This is a genomic window from Actinomadura sp. NTSP31, assembly GCF_041951385.1.
In the GTDB taxonomy this organism is placed as follows: domain Bacteria; phylum Actinomycetota; class Actinomycetes; order Streptosporangiales; family Streptosporangiaceae; genus Spirillospora; species Spirillospora napierensis.
In genome coordinates, this window is the sequence record NZ_JBGNUT010000010.1 from 1 (window position 1) to 20,970 (window position 20,970).

The 20,970-nt window shown below is 73.3% G+C and carries 20 protein-coding genes; 16 read left to right on the forward strand and 4 right to left on the reverse strand.

Annotated elements, in window-relative coordinates:
- Together ACA514_RS18355 and ACA514_RS18360 are read right to left on the reverse strand one after the other, a co-directional pair.
- Positions 1-770, reverse strand: a 770-nt coding sequence (locus tag ACA514_RS18355) for an SDR family NAD(P)-dependent oxidoreductase (protein WP_375042371.1), incomplete at its 3' end; no start/stop codon positions are given.
- A 44-nt stretch (positions 771-814) separates the two neighbouring features.
- Positions 815-1,984 carry a thiolase family protein gene (locus ACA514_RS18360; protein WP_375042372.1) on the reverse strand — a complete coding sequence of 390 codons (1,170 nt, stop codon included), beginning with the start codon at positions 1,982-1,984 and terminating at the stop codon, positions 815-817.
- Positions 1,985-2,189: 205 nt separating this feature from the next.
- Here ACA514_RS18360 and ACA514_RS18365 point away from each other — a divergent pair, with 205 nt between their 5' ends.
- Together ACA514_RS18365 and ACA514_RS18370 are read left to right on the forward strand one after the other, a co-directional pair.
- Positions 2,190-3,221, forward strand: coding sequence for a LacI family DNA-binding transcriptional regulator (locus tag ACA514_RS18365; protein ID WP_375042373.1), 1,032 nt, complete (start codon positions 2,190-2,192; stop codon positions 3,219-3,221).
- Between the two features lie 147 nt (positions 3,222-3,368).
- On the forward strand, positions 3,369-4,184 hold the full coding sequence (locus ACA514_RS18370; RefSeq protein ID WP_375042374.1) for an FAD-binding protein: 816 nt from the start codon (positions 3,369-3,371) through the stop codon (positions 4,182-4,184).
- Between the two features lie 13 nt (positions 4,185-4,197).
- Here the strand turns inward: ACA514_RS18370 and ACA514_RS18375 are convergent, their stop codons facing one another.
- Together ACA514_RS18375 and ACA514_RS18380 are read right to left on the reverse strand one after the other, a co-directional pair.
- Positions 4,198-4,995: an enoyl-CoA hydratase/isomerase family protein gene (locus ACA514_RS18375; protein ID WP_375042375.1), complete on the reverse strand. Its 798-nt coding sequence runs from the start codon at positions 4,993-4,995 to the stop codon at positions 4,198-4,200.
- A gap of 66 nt (positions 4,996-5,061) precedes the next feature.
- Entirely contained in the window at positions 5,062-5,451 is a 390-nt protein-coding gene (locus ACA514_RS18380; RefSeq protein WP_375042376.1) for an ArsR/SmtB family transcription factor, read from the reverse strand.
- Positions 5,452-5,697: 246 nt separating this feature from the next.
- Between ACA514_RS18380 and ACA514_RS18385 the strand changes: the two genes are divergently transcribed.
- From ACA514_RS18385 to ACA514_RS18450, 14 genes are all read left to right on the forward strand, one after another.
- On the forward strand, positions 5,698-6,825 hold the full coding sequence (locus tag ACA514_RS18385; RefSeq protein WP_375042377.1) for an acyl-CoA dehydrogenase family protein: 1,128 nt from the start codon (positions 5,698-5,700) through the stop codon (positions 6,823-6,825).
- Positions 6,826-6,844: 19 nt separating this feature from the next.
- The gene (locus tag ACA514_RS18390; protein ID WP_375042378.1) at positions 6,845-8,077 is read left to right on the forward strand and encodes an acyl-CoA dehydrogenase family protein; all 1,233 of its coding nucleotides are present in this window, start codon (positions 6,845-6,847) and stop codon (positions 8,075-8,077) included.
- Between the two features lie 31 nt (positions 8,078-8,108).
- Positions 8,109-9,599 (forward strand): class I adenylate-forming enzyme family protein, encoded by a 1,491-nt coding sequence (locus tag ACA514_RS18395; RefSeq protein ID WP_375042379.1) that lies wholly within the window; start codon positions 8,109-8,111, stop codon positions 9,597-9,599.
- Positions 9,600-9,655: 56 nt separating this feature from the next.
- A complete protein-coding gene (locus ACA514_RS18400) occupies positions 9,656-10,426 on the forward strand; it encodes an SDR family NAD(P)-dependent oxidoreductase (protein ID WP_375042380.1) in 771 nt (256 codons plus the stop codon).
- 171 nt (positions 10,427-10,597) lie between these two features.
- Positions 10,598-11,827 carry a CaiB/BaiF CoA transferase family protein gene (locus tag ACA514_RS18405; protein ID WP_375042381.1) on the forward strand — a complete coding sequence of 410 codons (1,230 nt, stop codon included), beginning with the start codon at positions 10,598-10,600 and terminating at the stop codon, positions 11,825-11,827.
- Positions 11,824-12,660, forward strand: a complete 837-nt coding sequence (locus tag ACA514_RS18410) for an NAD(P)-dependent oxidoreductase (RefSeq protein ID WP_375042382.1) — start codon at positions 11,824-11,826, stop codon at positions 12,658-12,660. Before ACA514_RS18405 ends, ACA514_RS18410 begins: the two co-directional genes overlap by 4 nt.
- A gap of 85 nt (positions 12,661-12,745) precedes the next feature.
- Entirely contained in the window at positions 12,746-14,206 is a 1,461-nt protein-coding gene (locus tag ACA514_RS18415; protein ID WP_375042383.1) for an aldehyde dehydrogenase family protein, read from the forward strand.
- A 78-nt stretch (positions 14,207-14,284) separates the two neighbouring features.
- Complete coding sequence (locus ACA514_RS18420) at positions 14,285-15,145, forward strand: mycofactocin-coupled SDR family oxidoreductase (protein ID WP_375042384.1); 861 nt, start codon at positions 14,285-14,287, stop codon at positions 15,143-15,145.
- A 30-nt stretch (positions 15,146-15,175) separates the two neighbouring features.
- Positions 15,176-15,367, forward strand: a complete 192-nt coding sequence (locus ACA514_RS18425) for a ferredoxin (protein ID WP_375042385.1) — start codon at positions 15,176-15,178, stop codon at positions 15,365-15,367.
- Between the two features lie 24 nt (positions 15,368-15,391).
- Positions 15,392-16,762: a cytochrome P450 gene (locus ACA514_RS18430; protein ID WP_375042386.1), complete on the forward strand. Its 1,371-nt coding sequence runs from the start codon at positions 15,392-15,394 to the stop codon at positions 16,760-16,762.
- A 95-nt stretch (positions 16,763-16,857) separates the two neighbouring features.
- Positions 16,858-18,495, forward strand: a complete 1,638-nt coding sequence (locus tag ACA514_RS18435; protein WP_375042387.1) for an OB-fold domain-containing protein — start codon at positions 16,858-16,860, stop codon at positions 18,493-18,495.
- Between the two features lie 23 nt (positions 18,496-18,518).
- Entirely contained in the window at positions 18,519-18,821 is a 303-nt protein-coding gene (locus ACA514_RS18440) for a hypothetical protein (protein ID WP_375042388.1), read from the forward strand.
- Positions 18,821-20,032 carry an NAD(P)/FAD-dependent oxidoreductase gene (locus tag ACA514_RS18445; protein WP_375042389.1) on the forward strand — a complete coding sequence of 404 codons (1,212 nt, stop codon included), beginning with the start codon at positions 18,821-18,823 and terminating at the stop codon, positions 20,030-20,032. Before ACA514_RS18440 ends, ACA514_RS18445 begins: the two co-directional genes overlap by 1 nt.
- Complete coding sequence (locus ACA514_RS18450) at positions 20,029-20,916, forward strand: LLM class flavin-dependent oxidoreductase (protein WP_375042390.1); 888 nt, start codon at positions 20,029-20,031, stop codon at positions 20,914-20,916. Before ACA514_RS18445 ends, ACA514_RS18450 begins: the two co-directional genes overlap by 4 nt.
- Positions 20,917-20,970 lie beyond the last annotated feature (54 nt).

Sequence of the window (20,970 nt, forward strand, 5' to 3'; positions counted from 1 at the left end):
GTGTGGGAAAAGGCGTAGCCGCCGTTGAGGGGATAGGTCTGCCCCGTCACCCAGCCGGCCTGCGGACCGGTCAGGAAGGCCACCAGGGCGGCGGCCTCGCTCGGCCTGCCGGTGCGGCGCACGACGTACCGGCCGAGGGCCCGGGCGCGTTCGGGATCGTCGGCCGGAGCGTCCTCGGGCCCGATCGTCCCGAGGGACACGCAGTTGACGGTGACACCGTGGCGGCCGACCTCGCGGGCGACCGCCCGGCTGAACCCCGCGGCGCCCGCCTTGGCCGCCGAGTAGGCCGCCAGGGTCGGCTCTCCCACCCGCCCGGCATCGGAGATCAGGGTCACGACACGGCCCCATGACGCGTCGATCATGCCGGGCAGGAACGCCCGCACGGCATGCATCACCCCGTACAGGTTCACCCGCAGGAAGCCCTCCCAATCGGCCGGCGCCGTCTCGACGAACGGCGTGAGGTCGTCCCTCGTCATGCCCGACGTCCGGCCGGCGTTGCCGGCGTTGTTGACCAGGATGCCGACCGGGCCGGACGTCTCCGCCGCATGCCGGACCGCCGCCCAGTCCGTGACGTCGAACGCCGCCGCGGTCGCCGTGCCGCCGTCGCCCGCGATCTCGGCGGCCACCCGTTCGGCCCGCTCGGGGGAGAGGTCGTTGACGACGACGTGGGCGCCCCGGCGGGCGAGCTCCGATGCGATGGCCCGGCCCACGCCCTGGCCCGCGCCGGTCACCAACGCGCGCCGGTCGGCATGCGTGCGTTCTCTCGTCATCCGGCCCTCCTGGGGATCGCTGACATGCGCCGGCCGCCGGTCGATCAGGGGACCTCGATGACGACGGCGCCGCCCTGGCCGCCGCCGGCGCACATGGTCGCCAGGCCGAATCCGCCGCCGCGCCGGCGCAGCTCGTGGACGAGCGTGGTCACCATGCGCGCGCCCGTCGCGGCGATCGGGTGGCCGAGGCTGCAGCCGCTGCCGTGGACGTTGACCCGCTCCTCGTCGAGGCCGAGCACCTCGCAGGCCGCCACCGGGACGGACGCGAACGCCTCGTTGATCTCCCACAGGTCGATCTCGGAGGCCCGCAGCCCGGCCCGTTCGAGGACCTTGGTCGCGGCGTCGATCGCGCCGACGCCGGTGTACGCGGGCTGGACCCCGACCGCCGTCCAGGCGCGGACGACCGCGAGCTCCGGCAGGCCCTCCGCGCGCGCGAGGTCGTCGGCGACGATCGCCAGAGCGGCCGCGCCGTCGTTCATCCCGCTGGCGCTCCCCGCGGTGATCGAGAAGCCGTCGATCTCCGGGTGCAGCGGCGCGAGCGACGCGAGCTTCTCGGCCGAGGTGGTGGAGCGGGGGTGCTCGTCCGCCGCGAACTCCACCACGGAGCCGTCCCGGCGGGTCACCTTGATGGGGACGATCTCGTCGGCGAACGCGCCCGACCCGGTGGCGGCGACGGCCCGGCGATGCGAGCGCAGCGCCCAGGCGTCCATCTGCTCGCGGGTGAGCCCGTACCGCTGGGCGACGTTCCAGCCGACGCTCAGCGACACGTCGTCCGTGGCCTCGTCGGTGTGCGGGAACGTCGGGGCGATGCGCTGCTCGGAGCCGTCGCTCCCCGGGATCCGCCAGGTCAGGGACGGGCCGGTGGAGCTCGATTGGACACCGCCGGCCACGACGGCGCGGTCCATGCCCGCCCGGATGCTCGCCGCCGCCAGGCCGATCGCGGCGAGGCCGCTGGCGCAGTGCCGCTGCACCGCGACGCCGGGCACATGGGTCATTCCCGCGGCGACCGCGGCGTAGCGGGCCAGGTCGCCGCCGCCGTACATCACCTCGCCGAAGGCGACGTCGTCGAACCGGCCCGGCGCGAGCCCGGACCGGCGCACGGCCTCCCGCAGGACATGGGTCGCCAGGTCCTCCGCGGGCGTCTCCGAGAGGGTCCCCTTGAAGGCGGTGCCGATGGGCGTCCGCACGGCACTGACGATCACGGCTTCGGGCACGGGACCACCTCACTGTCACGTTCGGTCCCGGCGGCGAAGGGCACCGCCGGAGCGATGATGGGTCCAATCTAATTCTAAAGACCTAAACATGTCGAACTTTAATATCAAAGTGCCGCGCCACGCGATCCGGCGGCCCGGTCTGCCGTACGGTGAGTGGGCCCGGCCCCCGCCCGGGGACACGCCTTCGAGAGAGCGGGAGACGAGAGTGCCCAGGCAAGCGGAGGGCAGGAGCCCGGCCGGCCGGCCGGGCGCCCGGCCGGCGACCAGCGTCGACGTCGCCAAGCTCGCCGGAGTCTCCCGGGCGACGGTGAGCCACGTGCTGAACGGCCAGGTCGAGCGGTTCAACACCGACACCGTCGAGCGCGTCCGCCGCGCCGCCGCCGCGCTCGGCTACGTCCGGTCCGCGGCGGGGCGGGCCCTGGCGCTGGGCCGGAGCGACTTCATCGTCGTGGTCGTCCCGAACGTGACCTTCATCCGCCTCCAGGACGTCGTCGAGACGCTCTCCGTCGACATCGAGAAGCTCGGCTTCACCGCGGTCGTCCACTTCAGCGTGCCCCGGCCGGAGGGGACGGGGACCGACCGGCTGCGGCACCTGCTCGAGACCCTCCGGCCCGCGGGGGTGCTCAACCTCGGCGGGCTCACCCGGGCGGACCTGGAGTTCGCCCGGCAGGCGGGCTGCCCGGTGCTCCCGCCGGAGACGCCGCCCTTCGACGTGAACAAGTGGCTCGGCTTCCTCCAGGCCGACCATCTCCGCTCTCGCGGATACACGCAGATCGCCTACGCCTTCCTGGCGGACGAACGCGATGACTCGTACGCGCGTGCGCGCGCGGCGAGCGTCGCCGAGTTCTGCGCGGCCGAAGGCATGGCTCCCTCCGTCGACCTCCACGTGCCCATCGAGCCCGAGGGGGCGCAGCGAGCGCTGAAGGCCCTCCTCGAGGTGCGCCGGCCGCCGTTCGGGGTCGCCTGCTACAACGACAAGGTGGCGCTCGCCCTGCTGTTCGCCGCCCGCCGGCTCGGGCTCGCGGTACCGGGCGACGTGGGGGTGATCGGCCTGGAGGGCGCCGACGTCGGGCAGGTGGTGTCGCCCCGGCTGACGACGGTCCGGAGCGACGTCCCCGCCGCGATGCGGCCCTTCCGGTACGCGCTCGCACAGGCCTACGGAGGACCGGCATCGCCGGAGGACGGGCCGGTGCTCGAGAAGGAGGCGTTCGCGGTGCTGCTCGGAGAGACGACCTAGCGCCGGCCCGGCAGCGCCGGATCACTGGGCGTCACCGACCGCGGGAACTGTTGACGCGCGTCAACGCGGCTTCTTAGTCTGAGCACGCCGACCAATGCCCTCGGGGACATCCGGCCCCGGGGGAGGGCGCTGCGAGGAGGTTGGCCGATGGGGCCGAGCGGGCGTGTCGATGTGGTGGTGATCGGGTCCGGCATGAGCGGACTCGCCTCCGCGGTCGTGTCGGCGAAGGCCGGGGCCCGCGTCCTGCTCCTCGACCAGGACGTTCCCGTCAGACGCAGGCTGATCTCCTCCCGCGCCGACCGTTCGCGCGAGGCGCTGCGGGCCGGTCTCTGGCGGGCCGTGCACGCGGCCGGGGTCCAGGTGCAGGTGCACTGCCGCGCCCACGAACTCGTGATGGACGGCGGGAAGGTGAGCGGGGTCGGGTACGCGATGCTGCCGTCCCGGGGCGCCGCCTCCACGGGCTACCGCCTGCTGCGGAGGATGAACGCCCGGGTGCCGGAGCGCTTCGGGTCCGTCCTCGACAGGGCCGCCGACTCGGTATGGCGGTCGGCGTTCGACGTCGGCGAGGTCGGCTGCCTCCGGGTCGTCCTCGCCATGGACCCGCGCCACTGGGAGTTCGTCGGTCCCGCGGCGTGGGCGGCGGCGCGCGGCCTCGACGCCGGGGCGCCGGCCCAGCCCGAGAACCTTCGCCGGCTGCGCGCGATCGGGCCGGCGGACGGCGGCGGCCGGCGCACTCCCGAACTGGCCGTCCGCGAATGGTGCGCGTCCCGTGACGCGGCGGCCTCCGCCTCGCTGCTGGAGGAGCTGTCCGTCGACAAGACGACCGGAGCCGTCGTGGTGAGCGAGGGGTGGCGCGTCCGGGGCCTCTACACGGCCGCGCACGTCGACGACGCCGAGGTGATCCACAGCTTCGCGCCCGCCGCGCTGGCGGGGGACGGCGCCGCCCTCCGGCGGGCGGCCTGAGCGCCGGTCCCGGTCACCGGCCGCGGTACCGCGGCGCCCTTTTCTCCTGGAAGGCGGCGATGCCCTCGTGCAGGTCCGAGGTCGTGAGGGTGATCGGCTGGGCGAGCGCCTCCCACTGCAGGGACGCCTCCAGGCCGACCGCCGACCGCTCCAGGCCGTTCTTGGTCAGCCGGGTGGCGATCGGGGCCGCTTCGGCGATGCGCGCGGCGACCGCGAGCGAGTGCTCCAGCCCGTCGTCGGCGACGTCGTTCACGAGCCCCCAGTCCAGCGCCTGGTCCGGGGGGACCTCGCGCCCGGTGTAGAGCATGTCGCGGGCGCGGGTGATCCCGATCGCCTCGGGCAGCAGCCAGGTCGCCGCCATCCCGCCGTGGGTCCCGCGGAAGACGAACGGGGTGCTGAACCGCGCGTCCGGCCCGGCGAACCGCAGGTCGCAGGCCAGGGCCAGGCAGACGCCCGCGCCCACGGCCGGCCCGTTGACGGCGGCGACGACGGGGAACGGGAGGTCGCGCGGCCGCAGCCAGCTCCGGTAGAAGGGCAGCATGCGCTCGCGCAGCCGGTCGATGGTGACGTCCTCGGCCTCGTCCCGGGTGAGCCAGGACAGGTCGGCGCCGGAGGAGAAGCAACCGCCCTGCCCCGTCACGACGAGGACGCGGGTCTCCCGGTCGGCGGCGACCGCGTCGATGGCCCGGTCCCAGTCCCGGGTCATCTCCTCGGTCATCGCGTTGCGCACGCCCGGCCGGTTGAGCGTGATCATGCGCACGCCCGGTCCCGGCTCGGTGAGCAGTACCGCGTCGCTGGAGTCGGCCGCCACCCGTCGATCCCTTCTGCCGCCAGAGCGGACACGTTACCGGAGGCCCGGCCGGACGCAGGTGAGGTCCTACCAGGTGATGAGGGGGGCGCCGGCGTCCGCCTCCGCCGCGGCGGCCGGCTCCTCCCGGTCGGCGGCGGCGCGGCCGCCCGGGGCGCCGGCGGGGCCGGCGGGGGGCGAGCCGGGTGCCAGCGGCCATAGCTGCTCGATCACCTCGCGCAGGATGTCCCGGCGCAGCGAGTAGAAGTAGTTGCGGCCCCGCTTGTGCACCTCGATCAGCCCGGCCTGGGTGAGGATCTTGGTGTGGTAGGAGATCGTGGGCTTGGAGACGGGGAGGGTGTCCTCCAGGACGCTGCAGGGGAACTCCTCCTCCTGCGCCACCTGCTGGATGATGCTCCACCGGATTGGATCGGCCAGCGCTTTGAAGATCTCCGTCGGGGCGATCGGCTCGCGAGGCATCACACCTTCTCCTTGCTCTGCACGGTTCTAGCATTCGCCAACCATGAATGTAGTCGACGGCGACGGTGCTGCCGCGCACGTGCCGGGGCCGCGGCACTATTATTCGATAGATTGACAACCTTTTCAATGTCGTGTTCAGTGAGGTCGTGTCCCGAGCGGCGGTCCACCCGCGCCCCGTCGTGATCCCCGGGGCGCGGGAGGCGTGCGCCGCCGGTCGCCCTGAGGACGATGTGAGAGGGAGTCTCGATGGAACTGGCGCTCTCGCCCGATCAGAAGCTCTTCCGGACCTCGGCCAGAGGGCTCCTGGAGGAGGAGCACTCCCTGGACCGCGTCCGGGAGATGAAGGACGGCGAGCCCCGCTGGAGCCGGGCATGGTGGCGCAGGGGAGCGGAACTCGGCTGGGCGGCGGCGCTGGTCCCCGAGGAGCTCGGGGGCGGCAGCGTGTCCGGCGAGGGAGTGCGCGACCTGGCCCTCCTGGCGGAGGAACTGGGCGCCGACGTCGCCCCCGGGCCGCTCATCCCGGTCAACGTCGTGCTCGCCGGTCTGGTCGAGGCGCACGGGCAGGGGCCCGATCACACCGCCGAGATCGAGGCGCTGGCGGCGGGGGAGAGCATCGCGACCTGGGCGGTCTACGGGCCCGGCCGGGAATGGTCGCCGTCGGAACCGGACGTCACCGCGACGCCCGTGGACGGCGGCTTCGTCCTCGAAGGGGCCAAGGACCGGGTCCAGGACGCCGAACAGGCCGACCTTCTGCTTGTCACCGCCGCGACTCCGGACGGCGTCGCGCAGTTCCTCGTCCCCGCCGAGACCGACGGCGTGTCGATCGCTCCGCAGTGGACGGTCGACCTGTCCCGATCGTTCGGCGAAGTCCGGTTCGACGGCGTGCGCGTCGGCGCCGGCGCCCTGGTCGGCGAGCCGGGGGCCGAGCGGGTCGTCGAGCGGCAGCTCCAGATCGCCGTGGTGATCCAGTGCGCGGAGGTCACCGCCGTTCTGGACCGGGCGTTCGGCATGACCGTGCGGTGGGCCTTCGACCGGCACTCGTTCGGCCGTCCGCTGGCGTCCTACCAGGCGCTCAAGCACCGGTTCGCCGACATGCGCACCTGGCTGGAGGCGTGTCACGCCACGACGCAGGCCGCGGCCGCCGCCGTCCAGGCGGGCGGGCCCGATGCGGCCCGGTCGGTCAGCGTGGCCAAGTCCTTCGTGGGGCAACGATCGCTGCCGATGCTCCAGGAGTGCGTGCAGTTGCACGGCGGACTCGGGGTGACCTGGGAGCACGACCTGCACCTGTTCCTGCGGCGGGCGGTCCTCGACCGGGCCCTGCACGGGACCCCTCGGGACCACCGCCTCCGCCTCGCCGACCTCGCCTCCCTGTGACGCGCCGAAGGGCCGAACCATGACGATCGAGAGCATCGAGTCCTTCCGCGGCCGGGCCCGTACGTGGCTGGCCGGGAACATGCCGCGGACGGCCGGCCGGGAGCCGGCGCCCATCGTCGAGGACGACAGCCACGAATGGCAGTGGGCCCGCGAACTGCAGCAGAAGCTGTACGCCGGCGGCTTCGCGGGCATCTGCTTCCCGAAGGAGTACGGCGGCCTCGGGCTGACGCCGGCGCACCAGCAGGCCTTCAACGAGGAGAGCGAAGGCTACGAGATGCCGTTGCTGCTGAACTCGCCGACGTTCAGCATCTGCGCACCGACGCTCCTGGACATGGGCACCGAGGAGCAGAAGCGGGAGCGGATCGGCGCGGCCATCCGGGGCGAGGAGATCATGTGCCAGTTCCTCTCCGAGCCCAGCGGCGGATCCGACCTGGCCGGGGTGCGCACCCGCCCCGACCGGGACGGCGACCACTTCGTCCTCAACGGCGCGAAGATCTGGAGTACCTCCGCGTACGCGGCCGACTGGGGGCTGTGCCTCGCGCGCACCGACTGGGACGTGCCGAAGCACCACGGGCTGACGATGTTCCTCGTCTCCACAAGGGCCCCGGGCGTCACGATCAACCGCATCCGCATGGTCAACGGCAACCGCGAGTTCTGCGAGGAGTTCTTCGACGACGTGCGGCTTCCGGCATCGGCCGTCGTCGGTGAGGTCGGCGACGGCTGGAGGGTCGCATCCCAGCAGCTCTACCACGAGCGCACCGCCATGGGAGGCGGCTCGCCCTACATGTCCGGCAAGGGGCAGCCGGCGACCATGCCCGGGGCGACCCCGGTCGAGGTCGCGACGGCGCTGGGCCGGACGGGCGATCCGCGGGTTCGCGAGCTGCTCGGCGAGTACCTCGCGCTGAACGAGGTGGCGGAGCAGACGTCCGCCCGTGTGACGCGGGCGATCGAGGCGGGGGACCTCCCGCCCACGGCCGCCTCGATGCTGCGGTTGCTCACCGCCGAGGCGTCCCATCTGAGGCATGACCTCGCCGTCGAGGTCGCGGGGGCGAACGTCGCGACCGGCATCGGCGGCGACGAGGGCATCCAGGGGCGGGCGGCCATCGGGTTCCTCATGCGCCAGGCCGCCAGCCTCGGCGGCGGCAGCGACGAGATGTCCCGCAACATCGTCAGCGAGCGGGTGCTTGGCATGCCGCGCGAGCCCGCCCCGGACCGGGGCGTCCCCTTCAAGCAGGTCAGGAACGGGCGGTGACGCGCATGCGACGGCAGGGGGTGCCGCTTCGATGAACCTCGCGGTGGTCTTGGAGATGGTGGCCGACGGAATGGCCGGCCGCGTCCTGCTCGGGGACCGCACCGCCGGCCTGACCGGCGCGGGCCTGCGGGAGCGGGCGGCGGCCGGTGCCGCCCGGATCCGCGAGGAGGGAGCGGGGCCGCTGGTGTATCTCGGACCGAACGGTCCCGGGTTCCCGGTGGCGTTGTTCGCCGCGGCCCTCGCGGGAGTCCCGGCCCTGCCGGTCAACTACCGGCTCGGTGCCGAGCAGCTGGCCGAGGTGATGGCCCGGCACGCCGACCCGCTCGTGGTGACCGACACCCCCGAACGGGTCCCCGGCGCGCGGACCATCGGGCTGGACGAGTTCATGGCCTTGCCACCCGCCCCCGCCGCGGAGACGGAGCCGGACGCGGACGCGGTGGCGGTGCTCCTGATGACCAGCGGCACCACCGCCGCGCCCAAGAGCGCCGTGCTGCGCCACCGCCACCTGGCGGCGTACCTGTTCGGATCGGTCGAGTTCGGGTCGGTGCCCGACACCGACGCGGCCCTGGTCAGCGTGCCCCCGTACCACATCGCCGCGGTCGCCAACGCGCTGTCGAACCTCTACAGCGGCCGCCGCATCGTCTACCTCGACCGGTTCACGCCGGGCGAATGGCTCGACGTCGTCGAGGACCAGCGGATCACCCACGCCATGGTCGTGCCCACCATGCTCGCCCGCATCGTCACCGAACTCCGCGCCCGCGGAACCGAGGGGCCCGCCTGCCTGAAGTCGCTGTCCTACGGCGGCGCCAAGATCGCTCCGCAGGTCGTCCAGGAGGCGCTGAAGGCCTTCCCGGGCACCGGGTTCGTCAACGCCTACGGGCTGACCGAGACGGCGTCGTCGATCGCCGTGCTCACCCCCGACGACCACCGGGCCGCGGCCGGCGGCTCCGATCCCGGGGTCCGGGCCCGGCTGGGGTCGGTGGGACGGGCGCTGCCGTCGGTGGAGATCCGTGTCGAGGACGACGATGGACGGCCGTGCGCCGCGCACGTCGTCGGGAACATCGTGGTGCGCGGTCCCCAGGTCGCCGGCGAGTACCTGGAGGCCGGCAGCCGCGTCCGCGGCGACGGCTGGTTCCCCACCCGCGACCGCGGCCACCTCGACCGCGACGGCTACCTCTTCGTCCAGGGCCGCGCCGACGACACCATCATCCGCGGCGGCGAGAACATCGCCCCCGCCGAGATCGAGGAGGTCCTCGGCGCGCATCCCGCCGTCGCCGAGTGCGTCGTCGCCGGTGTGCCGGACCTGGAGTGGGGCCAGCGGATCGGCGCGTTCGTCGTGCGCCGCCCGGGAACCGAGGCCGGTCCGGACGAGCTGCGGGCCTGGGTCCGCGAGCGGCTCCGCGGGTCCAGGACGCCCGACCAGGTGGAGTTCGTCGACGAGTTCCCGACGACCGCGACCGGCAAGGTGCTGCGCCGCGAGCTCGTCGCACGTGTCACGAAGCCCGGTTCCGCCGCGGTCTGAGGCGTTCGGGCGGCCGTTCCGACATCTCGTTCAAGAAGGCGTCACAAGGAGAGAGCATGGAACTCGAAGGTGCATCGGCGCTGGTCGTGGGAGGCGCCGGTGGTTTCGGCTCCGCCACCGTGCGGCGGCTGGCGGCCGCGGGCGTCAAGGTCGTGATCGCGGACCTGGCGGAGGACAAGGGCAAGGCGCTCGAATCCGAGCTCGGCGCCGGCCGGGTGCGCTTCTTGGCCACCGACGTCACCAGCGAGGACTCCATGGCCGAGGCGGTCGCCGCCGCCCGCGACCTGGGCGTGCTGCGCGTCGGAGTGGCGGTCCACGGTGGGCCCGCCGCGGCGCGCCGGATCGTCGACCGCAAAGGCGAGTTCTATCCGCTGGAGACGTTCCGCCGCACCACGGACGTCTTCCTGGGCGGCACGTACAACGTGCTCAGCCAGACGGCGGCCGCGATGACCCGGAACGAGCCTCTGGACTCCGGCCAGCGCGGGGTCGTCGTCATGACGTCGTCGATCGCCGGGTACGAGGGGCAGGTCGGCCAGACCGACTACGCCGCGGCGAAGGGCGGCGTCATCAGCCTGACCCTCACCGCCGCCCGCGACCTGGCGCCGACCGGTGTGCGGGTGGTGTCCATCGCGCCCGGCACCTTCTACACGCCCGCCTACGGCGTGACCGAGGAGGTGGCGCAGGAGCAGTGGGGCAAGGGCGTGCCGAACCCCAAGCGGATGGGCCACGCCGACGAGTACGCGCGGCTGGCGATGCACATCGTCGACAACGACTACCTCAACGGAGAGGTCATCCGCATCGACGGCGCGCTGCGCTTCAACGTCTGAGCCGAGGCTCCGGCGGCGCTTGTCGGATGTCAGTTTGATAGTTATAGTTTTGTCGAAACAAAGGGTGTGTCCGGCGTCACATCCCCCGCGGGCCGGACGCGGCTCCGCCGCCCTCCGCCCGTCGGCGCCGGCCCCCGTCGGCCCAGCGACAGGAAACCGAGGTCTCGTCCCGTGGTGAAACCGATGGAGGGCATCCGGGTCCTCGAAGTCGCCCAGTTCACCTTCGTGCCGTCCGCCGGAGCCGTCCTCGCGGACTGGGGCGCCGACGTCATCAAGGTCGAGCACGCCGAGAAGGGCGACGCCCAGCGCGGCATCGTCAAGGTCTTCAGCCAGGGCGTGGGCTCCGACGGCTCGTCCTTCGCGCCGATGATGGACGGCCCCAACCGCGGCAAGCGCAGCGTCGGCCTGGCCCTGGAGAAGCCCGAGGCCAAGCCCGTCCTGGAGGCGCTGATCAGGACCAGCGACGTCTTCCTGACCAACTTCCTGCCGAGGGCCAGGGCCAAGCTCGGCATCGACGCCGACGCCGTCCGCGAGATCAACCCGGACATCGTCTACGCGGTCGGCTCGGGGTTCGGGCACAGCGGCCCGGACGCCGACAAGGGCGGATACGACTCCACGGCCTTCTGGGCGCGGGCCGGCACCGCCGACTCCGCCACCGCGCCCGGCGCCGAGTACCTCGTCAACCAGCCGGGCGGCGCGTTCGGCGACAACATCGGCGGGATGACCATCGCCGGCGGGATCGCGGCGGCGCTGTTCGCCCGGGCCCGGACCGGCGCCGCGCCGACCGTGGACATCTCCCTCCTCGGCGTCGGCGCGTGGGCGAACCAGATGAGCGTGAACCTGGCGGTGGCGAGCGGCGGCCCCCTGCCCAAGGTCGACCCGGTGGCCTCGCGCGCCAGCAACCCGCTGACCGCCGTGTACCGGACGGCCGACGACCGGTGGATCTCGGTGTCCATGCTCCAGCCGGGCCGGTACTTCCCGGAGTTCGCCGAGCGGATCGGCCGTCCGGAACTCGCCGCGGACGAACGGTTCGACTCGGCCGAGAAGCTGATGGCCAACGCGGCCGAGGCGGCGGAGATCATCGCGGCGGCGATCGAGAGCCGCACCAAGGACGAGTGGGTCGCGGCCTTCGACGGCATGGCGGGCCAGTGGGCGGTCGTCCAGAACACCTTCGAGGTCGGCCACGACCCCGCTCTCCGGGCGGTCGGGCAGATCGCCGACGTGGTCGACGCCGAAGGGCTGCCCCGGCAGCTCGTCGGGAGCCCCGTCCAGTTCGACCGGGAGGCCCCGGAGCTCACGCGCGGCCCGCTGTTCGCCGAGCACACCGACGAGGTCCTGCGGGAGCTCGGGCTGAGCGACGAGGAGCTGCTGAACCTCAAGATCGCGGGAGCGGTGACATGACGTCCGGCCGGGGGCCGCGGGTCGGTTTCATCGGCCTCGGCAGCCAGGGCGGCCCCATGGCCCGCCGGATCGCCGGGGCCGGGTTCCCGGTCACGCTGTGGGCCCGCCGGGCCGAGACCCTCGCGCCCTTCGCCGGCACCGGCGCCCGGACCGCCGCCTCTCCCGCGGACCTGGCGGCCGCCAGCGACCTCGCCTGCGTGTGCGTGGTGGACGACGCTGGCGTGGAGCAGGTCGTCGCGGGCCCCGGGGGCCTGCTGGAGGGAATGCGCTCCGGTGGGACGATCGCGGTGCACAGCACCGTCCACCCGGACACGTGCCGGCGGCTCGCCGAGACGGCCGCGGCCCGAGGCGTCGCGCTGGTGGACGCGCCGGTCAGCGGGGGAGGGCCCGCGGCCGAAGCGGGCCGCCTGCTGGTGATGGTCGGAGGCGACGACGCCGCGGCGGAACGCTGCCGGCCGGTCTTCCAGACCTACGGGGACCCGGTCGTCCACCTCGGCCCGGTCGGCTCCGGGCAGCGCGCCAAACTCGTCAACAACCTGCTGCTGGCCGCCAACCTCGCGGTCGCCGAAAGCGCGTTCGCCCTGGCCCGGCGCATCGACGTGGATCCCGTCCGGCTCTCCACCGTGCTGGCGAACGGCTCCGGCGCGAGCTTCGGCGCGGGCCTGCTGCCGGGGGCCGGGTTCTCGCTGGCGGCGCTGGGCGAGCACGCCGGGCCGCTCCTGCAGAAGGACGCGCGGATCGTCGCGGAGCTGGCCGCGGCCGCCGGGACCGACGCGGCGACGGTCTTCGACGCGGCCGACGCGGCGCTGGAATCGATGGGGCGCGCACGGTGAGCGCCCCGCACGGCCCCGAGAACGATCCCCTGGACGCCTCGGCCGCCCCCCTCCACCCCACCTCGAACGGAACGGAAGCCGCGCGGTGAACGCACTCGGCGGGCGCATGCTCGTGAACGGCGAACTGGTGACGGCCGTGGACGGCCGCACCTTCGACAACCTCAACCCGGCCACCGAGGCCGTCATCGGCTCGGTCCCCGAGGCCGGCGCCACCGGCGTCGAAGGCGCGATCGGCGCGGCGCGGCGGGCCTTCGACGGCACCGACTGGTCGACGAACACCGGCCTGCGGCGCCGCTGCCTCGTGCAGCTGCGCGACGCGCTGCGGGCGAACGTCGAGGACCTCCGCTCCCTCCTCGTGGCGGAGGGCGGCATGCCGGTGAGCCAGACCTCCGGGATCGCGCTCGAGGAGGCGATTGGCTACATCGACCACTACATCGGGCTCCTGGACACCTACGAGTGGGAGCGGTCGATCCCCACCAAGACCGTCTTCGGGATGCCGGCGGACCGGATCGTCCGGCGGGAGGCGGCCGGCGTGGTCGCGGCGATCACGCCGTGGAACTATCCCGTCTACCTGAGCCTCTGCAAGGTGAGCGCCGCGCTCGCCGCGGGCTGCACGGTCGTCCTCAAACCGGCGCCCGACACGCCCGCGAGTGTGCTCGCCATCGGGGAGATCGCCGCCGAGCACACTGACATCCCGCCCGGCGTCCTCAACGTGGTGACCACCAATGACAACGACGTCGCGCAGCTGTTGGCGTCGCACCCGGACGTCGACGCCGTCACGCTGACCGGATCCACCGCCACCGGGCGCAAGGTCATGGCCGCGGCAGCCGGCACCGTCAAGCGGGTGACCCTCGAACTCGGCGGCAAGTGCGCCGCCGTGTTCCTCGACGACGCGCCCCTGGAACTGATCGTCCCGGCGATGGCGGGCGCGGTGTGCACCCACGCCGGGCAGGGCTGCACGCAGATGACCCGGCTGCTGGTCCCGCGCGCCGGGCTGGACGCCGCGGTCGACCTCGCCCGGACGGCCATGGAGCAGGTGAAGTGGGGCGACCCGACCGATCCGGAGAACATCATGGGCCCCGTCGTCAACGCCGCACAGCGCGACAGGATCCTCGGCTACTACGAGTCCGCCGCCCGCGACGGCCGCGTCGTCCTCGGCGGCAAGCCCACCGACCGCTTCGACCGCGGCTACTTCGTCGAACCCACGCTCATCACCGACGTGGCGCCCGAGGCTCCCGTCGCGCAGGAGGAGATCTTCGGGCCGGCGCTGGTGATCCTGCCCTACGACGGCGAGGACGACGCCGTCCGCATCGCCGACGGCACGATCTTCGGCCTGTCGACCGCCGTCTTCGGGGCCCCGGACCGGGCGATGGCGCTGGCCCGGCGCTTCCGCACCGGGACGGTCAGCGTGAACGGCGCCCAGTGGTTCGACGTCGAGTCGCCGTTCGGCGGCTACAAGCAGAGCGGGCTCGGACGCGAGTGGGGCACCGCGGGCCTGGAGGACTTCCTCGAGGTCAAGACCATCGCCTTCCCCGCCTCGGGCTGAGCGCCCCCGGCCCGCCGGCGACGCCGGGGGCACGTGCGCATCGCCCCCCGCCCACCACCCCAGGAAGGAAGTCGCGAAATGGGACGAGTCGAGGGCAAGGTCGCCTTCATCACCGGAGCCGGCCGCGGGCAGGGCCGCAGCCACGCGGTCCGGCTGGCCGAGGAGGGCGCCGACATCATCGCGGTCGATCTCTGCCGCGACATCGCGAGCAACACCTACCCGCTCAGCAGCGCCGACGACCTGAAGGAGACGGTCCGGCTGGTCGAGGCCGCCGGACGCAGGATCGTCGCGGCGCAGGCGGACGTCCGCGACCGGGTGCGGCTGGCCGAGGTCGTGGGGCAGGGGGTCGGGGAGCTCGGCCGGCTCGACGTGGTGGTCGCCCAGGCGGGCATCATGCCGCTCTTCGGCGACCCGCCGCTGGAGGCGTGGACGGACGTGGTCGACACCAACCTCGTCGGCGTCATCAACGCGATCCATGTGGCGATCCCGCACCTGGCCGACGGCGCCTCGATCATCGCGACCGGATCGGCCGCGGCGTTCATGGTCGGGCAGCAGGTCGCCGAGCCGGGCAAGGACCCCGGCGGCGCCGGCTACCAGTACTCCAAGTTCGCGGTGGCGCAGTTCGTCCACGAACTGGCGCGCAACCTGGCGCCGAGGATGATCCGCGTCAACGGCGTGCACCCCACCAACTGCGACACCGGCATGCTGAACAGCGACCCGATGTACCGGGTCTTCCGCCCCGACCTGGAGAACCCGACCCGCGAGGACGCGCTGCTGGCGTTCCCGGCGCAGCAGGCGATGCCGATCCCCTACATCGATCCGCTCGACGTCAGCAACGCGGTCCTCTTCCTGGCCTCCGACGAGTCGCGCTACGTCACCGGTCTCCAGCTGCGCGTCGACGCCGGCTCCTACCTGAAGTTCCACGACTTCCACGCCTGACCGAACCCACATCCGACCAGGGAGTTCACCGTGAAGGTACGAGTCGACCCTGAGGTCTGCCAGGGACACACGCTGTGCGCGATGAACGCGCCCGACCTGTTCACCCTCCGGGATGAGGACGGCCACGCGTACGCCGTCGGCGAGGAGGTGCCCGCCGGCAAGGAGGACCTGGCCCGGGACGCCGCCCGCACCTGCCCCGAACAGGCGATCGTCCTGTCCTGACCCGCCTCGACCAGTTGAGGGACCATGAGCAACGACGATCCTCGAGAGACCGAACGCGCCAAGCACACCATCAGCCTGGACCGGCACTCCCCGCGGTACCGCCTCGAGTTCGAGCGCCTCGCGACGGAGTTCCACGCCAAATGCCCCGTCGCCTGGAACGACACCCACGGCGGCTACTGGTTCGCCAACGGCAACAAGGAGCTGTTCGACCTCGCGCGGCGCGCCGACCTGCTGTCCAACGAGAACGACGTCGACGGCACGGGCCGCGGCTACCAGGGGATCAGCATCCCGGGCTCCCTCGATCCGGCGACCCGCACCCGGGGCGGATTCCTGGAGATGGACCCGCCCGACCAGCGCTACTACCGCCAGGCGCTGAACCCCTACCTGTCGCCCGCCGCGATCGAGCGGTGGAAGCCGGTGATCGAGGAGCTGACCCGCGCCTGCCTCGACGAGAGGATCGAGACGGGCCGGATCGACTTCGTCGACGACCTGGCCAACATCGTGCCCGCGGTGTTCACGCTGGCGATGCTCGGCATGCCCCTGAAGGACTGGGACGTCTACTGCGAGCCCGCCCACGCCGCGGTCTACACCCCGCCGGGCTCGCCGGACCACCCCCGCGTGCTCCAGCTCCAGATGCGCATGAGCATGCACATGGCGGAGGTCATGCGGCGGATCCGGGAGGAGCCCCGGCCCGGACTGATCAACGAGCTGGTCACGATGAAGGTGGGGGACCGCGCACCGGACGACGCCGAGATCGTCGGCGTCATCATGCTCATCATCGGCGGCGGGTTCGACACCACCACCGCGCTGACCGCCCACTCCCTGGAGTGGCTGTCGGAGCATCCCGGCGAGCGGGAACGGCTGAGCCGCGAACGGGACGCGCTCCTGGACAGCGCCACCGAGGAGTTCCTGCGGTTCTACACCCCCGCCCAGGGCGACGGGCGCACCGTCACCCAGGACTGCGAGGTCAACGGGACCGAGTTCAGGGAGGGTGAGCGGCTCTGGCTCTCCTGGGCGATGGCCAACCGGGACGCGAAGGTCTTCGAGGACCCGCACACCGTCCGCCTCGACCGGAAGGGGAACCGGCACAGCAGCTTCGGGCTGGGCATCCACCGGTGCATCGGGTCCAACGTGGCGCGCGCGGTGTTCAAGTCCATGCTCACCGCGGTGCTGGACCGGATGCCGGACTTCGTGTGCGACCCCGGCGGCGCCGTCCACTACGACACGACGGGTGTCATCAACGGCATGAAGCACCTCCCGGCGACCTTCACGCCGGGCGAGCGGCTGGGCCCCGGCCTGGCCGAGACGATCGAGCGGATGCAGCGGATCTGCGACGAGCAGCGTCTCGCCGAACCGGTCACCGTCCGCAAGGCGCGGGCGAAGCTGCGGGACTGACCCGGAGCGACCTGAAGGGAGCGTGCGGTGAGGTATTCGGTGGCCGGGGTGCGGAGGGGCGGTCGATGAGCGCGGGAGGACGTCCGCTCCCTCTGGTGACGCCATGGAACGCGTTCTTCTGGACCTCCGGCGCCGACGGTCTCCTGCGGATCCAGGAGTGCGGGTCGTGCTCGGGGCTCGTCCACCCGCCGAAGCCGGTTTGCCCGTACTGCTCGGGCTCCGAGCTGGGGGTCCGGGCGGTGTCGGGCTTCGGCACGCTGTTCGGGTTCACCGTCAGCCACCGGTTCCGCCTCCCGGGCCTGCCCTCCCCGTACATCGTCGCCCAGGTCGCGCTCGACGAGGACCCGCGGGTCCGGCTCACCACCCGGCTGGTGGCCTGCGAGGCGGACGATCCGCGGCTCGGGATGCGGATGGAGGTGACCTTCGAGCAGGTCGAGGACGTCTGGCTGCCCCTCTTCCGGCCGGCGGCGGAGCAGCCGGAGCGACCGGCCCCGCCGCCGCCCGAGGAGACGCCGCCCGAACGCGTGCGCGCCCTCGTCCGCCCCATGCGGGACGTGCGCAAGTTCGAGGACGACGCCGTCCTGTCCGGCATCGGCAGGTCGGAGATCGGCCGCCGGCTGATGCGCGACCCGCTCGCCCTCACCGTCGACGCCTGCCGCGCGGCGGTGGCGGACGCGGGCCTGACGATGGACGACGTCGACGGCCTGTCGACCTACCCCGGCGGAGGGCTGGAGCACGGCATCGGGGAGGGCGGCGTCACGGCGCTCGAAGCGGCGTTGCGCGTGCGCCCGACCTGGTTCAACGGCGGCGGGGAGACGTTCGGTCCCGGCGGCTCGGTGATCGCCGCCATGCTCGCGGTCTCCTCCGGCCTCGCCCGCCACGTCCTGTGCTTCCGCACGGTCTGGGAGGCGACCCATGCCCGGTTGCTGCAGGAGGGACGGCTCGGTATGCCGTCCGGCCGCGTCCCGGGCGACATGGGGTGGGGCATGCCGTTCGGCGCGACCTCGGCCGCGCACGTCCTGGCGCAGACGGCCGGCCGCTACTTCCACCGCTACGGCGCGACCCGGGAGACGCTCGGGTGGATCGCGCTCAACCAGCGCGCCAACGCCGCGCTCGATCCGACCGCCGTCTACCGCGACCCGCTCACGATGGACGACTACCTGAACGCGCGGACGATCACCACGCCGTTCGGCCTGTACGACTGCGACGTCCCCTGCGACGGGGCGGTCGCCGTCGTCGTCTCCGCGGCCGACACGGCCGGCGACCTGCGCGCCCGTCCGGTGCGCGTGGAGGCGGTCGGCACCCAGATCGTCGAGCGGATGGAGTGGGACCAGAGCACGGCGACGCACGAACCGCAGGTCCTGGGGCCGGCGGCGCACCTGTGGACGCGCACCTCGCTGCGGCCGGACGACGTGGACGTGGCCGAGCTGTACGACGGCTTCACGTTCAACTGCCTGTCCTGGATCGAGGCCCTGGGCTTCTGCGGGATCGGGGAGGCCAAGGACTTCCTGGACGGCGGCAAGAACATCGCCCGTGACGGCGTCCTGCCCCTCAACACCCACGGTGGCCAGCTGTCGCACGGCCGGACCCACGGCATGGGGCTGGTGCACGAGGCCGTCACCCAACTGCGCGGCGAAGCGGGACAACGACAGATCGACGGCGCGCGGGTCGCGGTGGTGAGCAGCGGAGGACTCACGCCCAGCGGGGTCATGCTGCTGCGCGCCGACGGCTGAGAAATCGGAGATGGGAGCACACGATGAAGTTGCGAGTGGGACAGACCCTGAAGAGCGTCGTGGACGCGACCTCGGTGGTCGTGATCAAGAGCCCCGGGGGTGACGCCGCCGTGACCTGCGGCGGCCATGAGATGACGGAGCAGCCCGGTGAACCGGTGCCGGCCGCCGACGGGGACGACGGGCCGGGGCTGACGCTGGGCAAGCGCTACACCGTGGAGGGGCTGGAGATCGAGCTGCTGTGCTCCCATGGCGGCCGGCACGCGGTCGCCGTCGACGGTGTGGCGGTCGAGCAGAAGTCGGCCAAGCCCCTCCCCGCGTCGGACTGATGGCGGCCGGGGAACGGGCGGCGTTGCCCGGGCACGTGGTGGTCGTGGGCGCCGGCGTCGGCGGGCTGCGCACGGTCGAGGCGCTGCGTTCGGGCGGGTACGCGGGGCGGCTCACGCTGATCGGCGCCGAGCAGCACCCGCCCTACGACCGGCCGCCGCTGTCGAAGCAGATCCTCGAGGGACGGTGGGAGCCCGAGCGGGCGATCCTTCGCGACCGCGCCGGCCTGGCGGACCTGGACGTCGCGGTACGGCTGGGCACGCGCGCCGTGGCGCTGCGCGGGACGACGGTCGACCTGGACGACGGCGACGGCGTCACCGGCGACGCCGTGGTCGTCGCGACGGGACTCGTCCCGCGCAGGATGCCGCACCAGCCGGACGGCGTGGCGTCCCTGCGGACCCTCGACGACGTCCTCGCCCTGCGCAAGGCGTTCGAGTCCGCCGAGTCGCTGATCATCGTGGGCGGGGGCTTCATTGGGGCGGAGGTCGCCTGCGCCGCCCGCCGCAGGGGCATCGCCGTCACCGTGCTCGAAGCGCTGGGGGCGCCCTGCGAGCGGGTCCTCGGACGCGAGGTCGGCGGGCTCGCGGCCCGGCTCTTCCAGGAGGCGGGGATCGACCTGCGCCTCGGGGCGCGGATCCTGCGGATGCCCGACGGGCGCACGATCGAGTTCGCGGACGGGACGCGGCTGTCGGCCGACGTGGTCCTGGCGAGCGTCGGCGGGATCCCGGACCTCACCTGGCTCGGCGGCGCGGGGCTGCGCATCCGGGACGGGCTCGCCTGCGACGCCCGCGGCCGCGCCATCGGCATGAGCGGCGTCTGGGCCGTGGGGGACGCGGCCGCCTGGTGGGACCCGGTCACCGGCGAGCACCACCGCGCGGAGCACTGGAGCACCGTCACCGACCACGCCAAGCGGGTCGCCCGCGACATCCTCGGAGCCGAGCCGCCGGCTCCCTCCCCGCCCTACGTCTGGTCCGACCAGTTCGATCTCAAGCTCCAGGTCGCCGGCCGGACGGGGAACGCCGACGAGGTGGTCGCCCTGCACGGTTCGGGGCTGGAGGGCGGCGCGGTCAAGGGCACGGTCGCCGGGTACTTCACCGGTGACGTGCTGAGCGGCGTCGTCGCGTTCGGCGCCCCCGCGCCGTTCATGCGATACCGGGCCCTCGTCGCGTCCGGCGCCGGCCGCTCGACGGTCCTCGAGGAGGTCCGGCGATGACGGGCCGTGCCCGGGCGGGCATCTACCTGCCGCAGGCGCGAATGGACCTGGCGACCATCGAAGCGCGCGCACGGGCGGCGGAGGAGGCCGGATTCCACTCCGCCTGGTTCATGGACCACCTGTCGCCCCCGGCCGCCCGCGGCCTGCCCATGCTCGACGCCTGGACGGTCGCCACGGCGATCGCGGTGCGGACCGAGCGGCTGCACGTGGGGCACCTCGTGCTCTGCACGGAGTTCCGCCACCCCGCGATGCTCGCGAAGATGGCCGCGAGCCTCGACGTCGTCTCCGGGGGACGGTTCGAACTCGGGCTGGGCTGGGGATCGGTCGCCCGGGAGCTCACCGACTACGGCTTCACCGATGCGGGCCCCGCGGTGCGCGCCGAACGGCTCGGCGAGACCATCGACATCCTCCGCGCGCTGTGGACGGGGGAGCCGGTCGACTTCGACGGGAAGCACTGGACGCTCCGGGACGCGATCTGCCGTCCGCGCCCCGTCTCCGGCCGGGTGCCCGTGCACATCGGCGGCGCGGGCCGCAAGCTCACGCTGCCGCTGGTCGCCCGCTCGGCCGACTGGTGGAACTGCCCGTCGAGCGCCGCGGACCGGATCGCCGAACTGCGTCCGTCGATCGGCTCGGCGCGCGTCTCGGTGCAGCATCCGATCGGGCTCGCCCCGTCCACGGCCGCCCGGGACGAGGTCGTGGAACTCGCGCGGCGGCGTTTCGGCGCGTGGGGCGGGCTGGTCGCCGGGACGCCGGACGAGGTCGCCGCGGCACTGCGCTCCGAGCGCGAGGCGGGGGCGGAGCTGTTCGTCTGCCAGTTCCACGACTTCGGGCGCCCCGAGTCGTCGCGGCTCTTCGCCGAAGAGGTCCTGCCGGCGCTCGACTGACCCCGCTCGGGGTGCCGGCGAGGCGCGGAACGCCGGCACCCCGAGCGCACGGCC

Bases quoted from the DNA above. Each gene is read 5' to 3' on its own strand.
- ACA514_RS18385 (WP_375042377.1), top strand. From the start codon at position 5,698: ATGGAACTGGCGCTCTCGCCCGATCAGAAGCTCTTCCGGACCTCGGCC.
- ACA514_RS18370 (WP_375042374.1), top strand. From the start codon at position 3,369: ATGGGGCCGAGCGGGCGTGTCGATGTGGTGGTGATCGGGTCCGGCATG.
- ACA514_RS18395 (WP_375042379.1), top strand. From the start codon at position 8,109: ATGAACCTCGCGGTGGTCTTGGAGATGGTGGCCGACGGAATGGCCGGC.
- ACA514_RS18440 (WP_375042388.1), top strand. From the start codon at position 18,519: ATGAAGTTGCGAGTGGGACAGACCCTGAAGAGCGTCGTGGACGCGACC.
- ACA514_RS18430 (WP_375042386.1), top strand. From the start codon at position 15,392: ATGAGCAACGACGATCCTCGAGAGACCGAACGCGCCAAGCACACCATC.
- ACA514_RS18410 (WP_375042382.1), top strand. From the start codon at position 11,824: ATGACGTCCGGCCGGGGGCCGCGGGTCGGTTTCATCGGCCTCGGCAGC.
- ACA514_RS18420 (WP_375042384.1), top strand. From the start codon at position 14,285: ATGGGACGAGTCGAGGGCAAGGTCGCCTTCATCACCGGAGCCGGCCGC.
- ACA514_RS18380 (WP_375042376.1), bottom strand. From the start codon at position 5,451: ATGCCTCGCGAGCCGATCGCCCCGACGGAGATCTTCAAAGCGCTGGCC.
- ACA514_RS18450 (WP_375042390.1), top strand. From the start codon at position 20,029: ATGACGGGCCGTGCCCGGGCGGGCATCTACCTGCCGCAGGCGCGAATG.
- ACA514_RS18390 (WP_375042378.1), top strand. From the start codon at position 6,845: ATGACGATCGAGAGCATCGAGTCCTTCCGCGGCCGGGCCCGTACGTGG.
- ACA514_RS18400 (WP_375042380.1), top strand. From the start codon at position 9,656: ATGGAACTCGAAGGTGCATCGGCGCTGGTCGTGGGAGGCGCCGGTGGT.
- ACA514_RS18445 (WP_375042389.1), top strand. From the start codon at position 18,821: ATGGCGGCCGGGGAACGGGCGGCGTTGCCCGGGCACGTGGTGGTCGTG.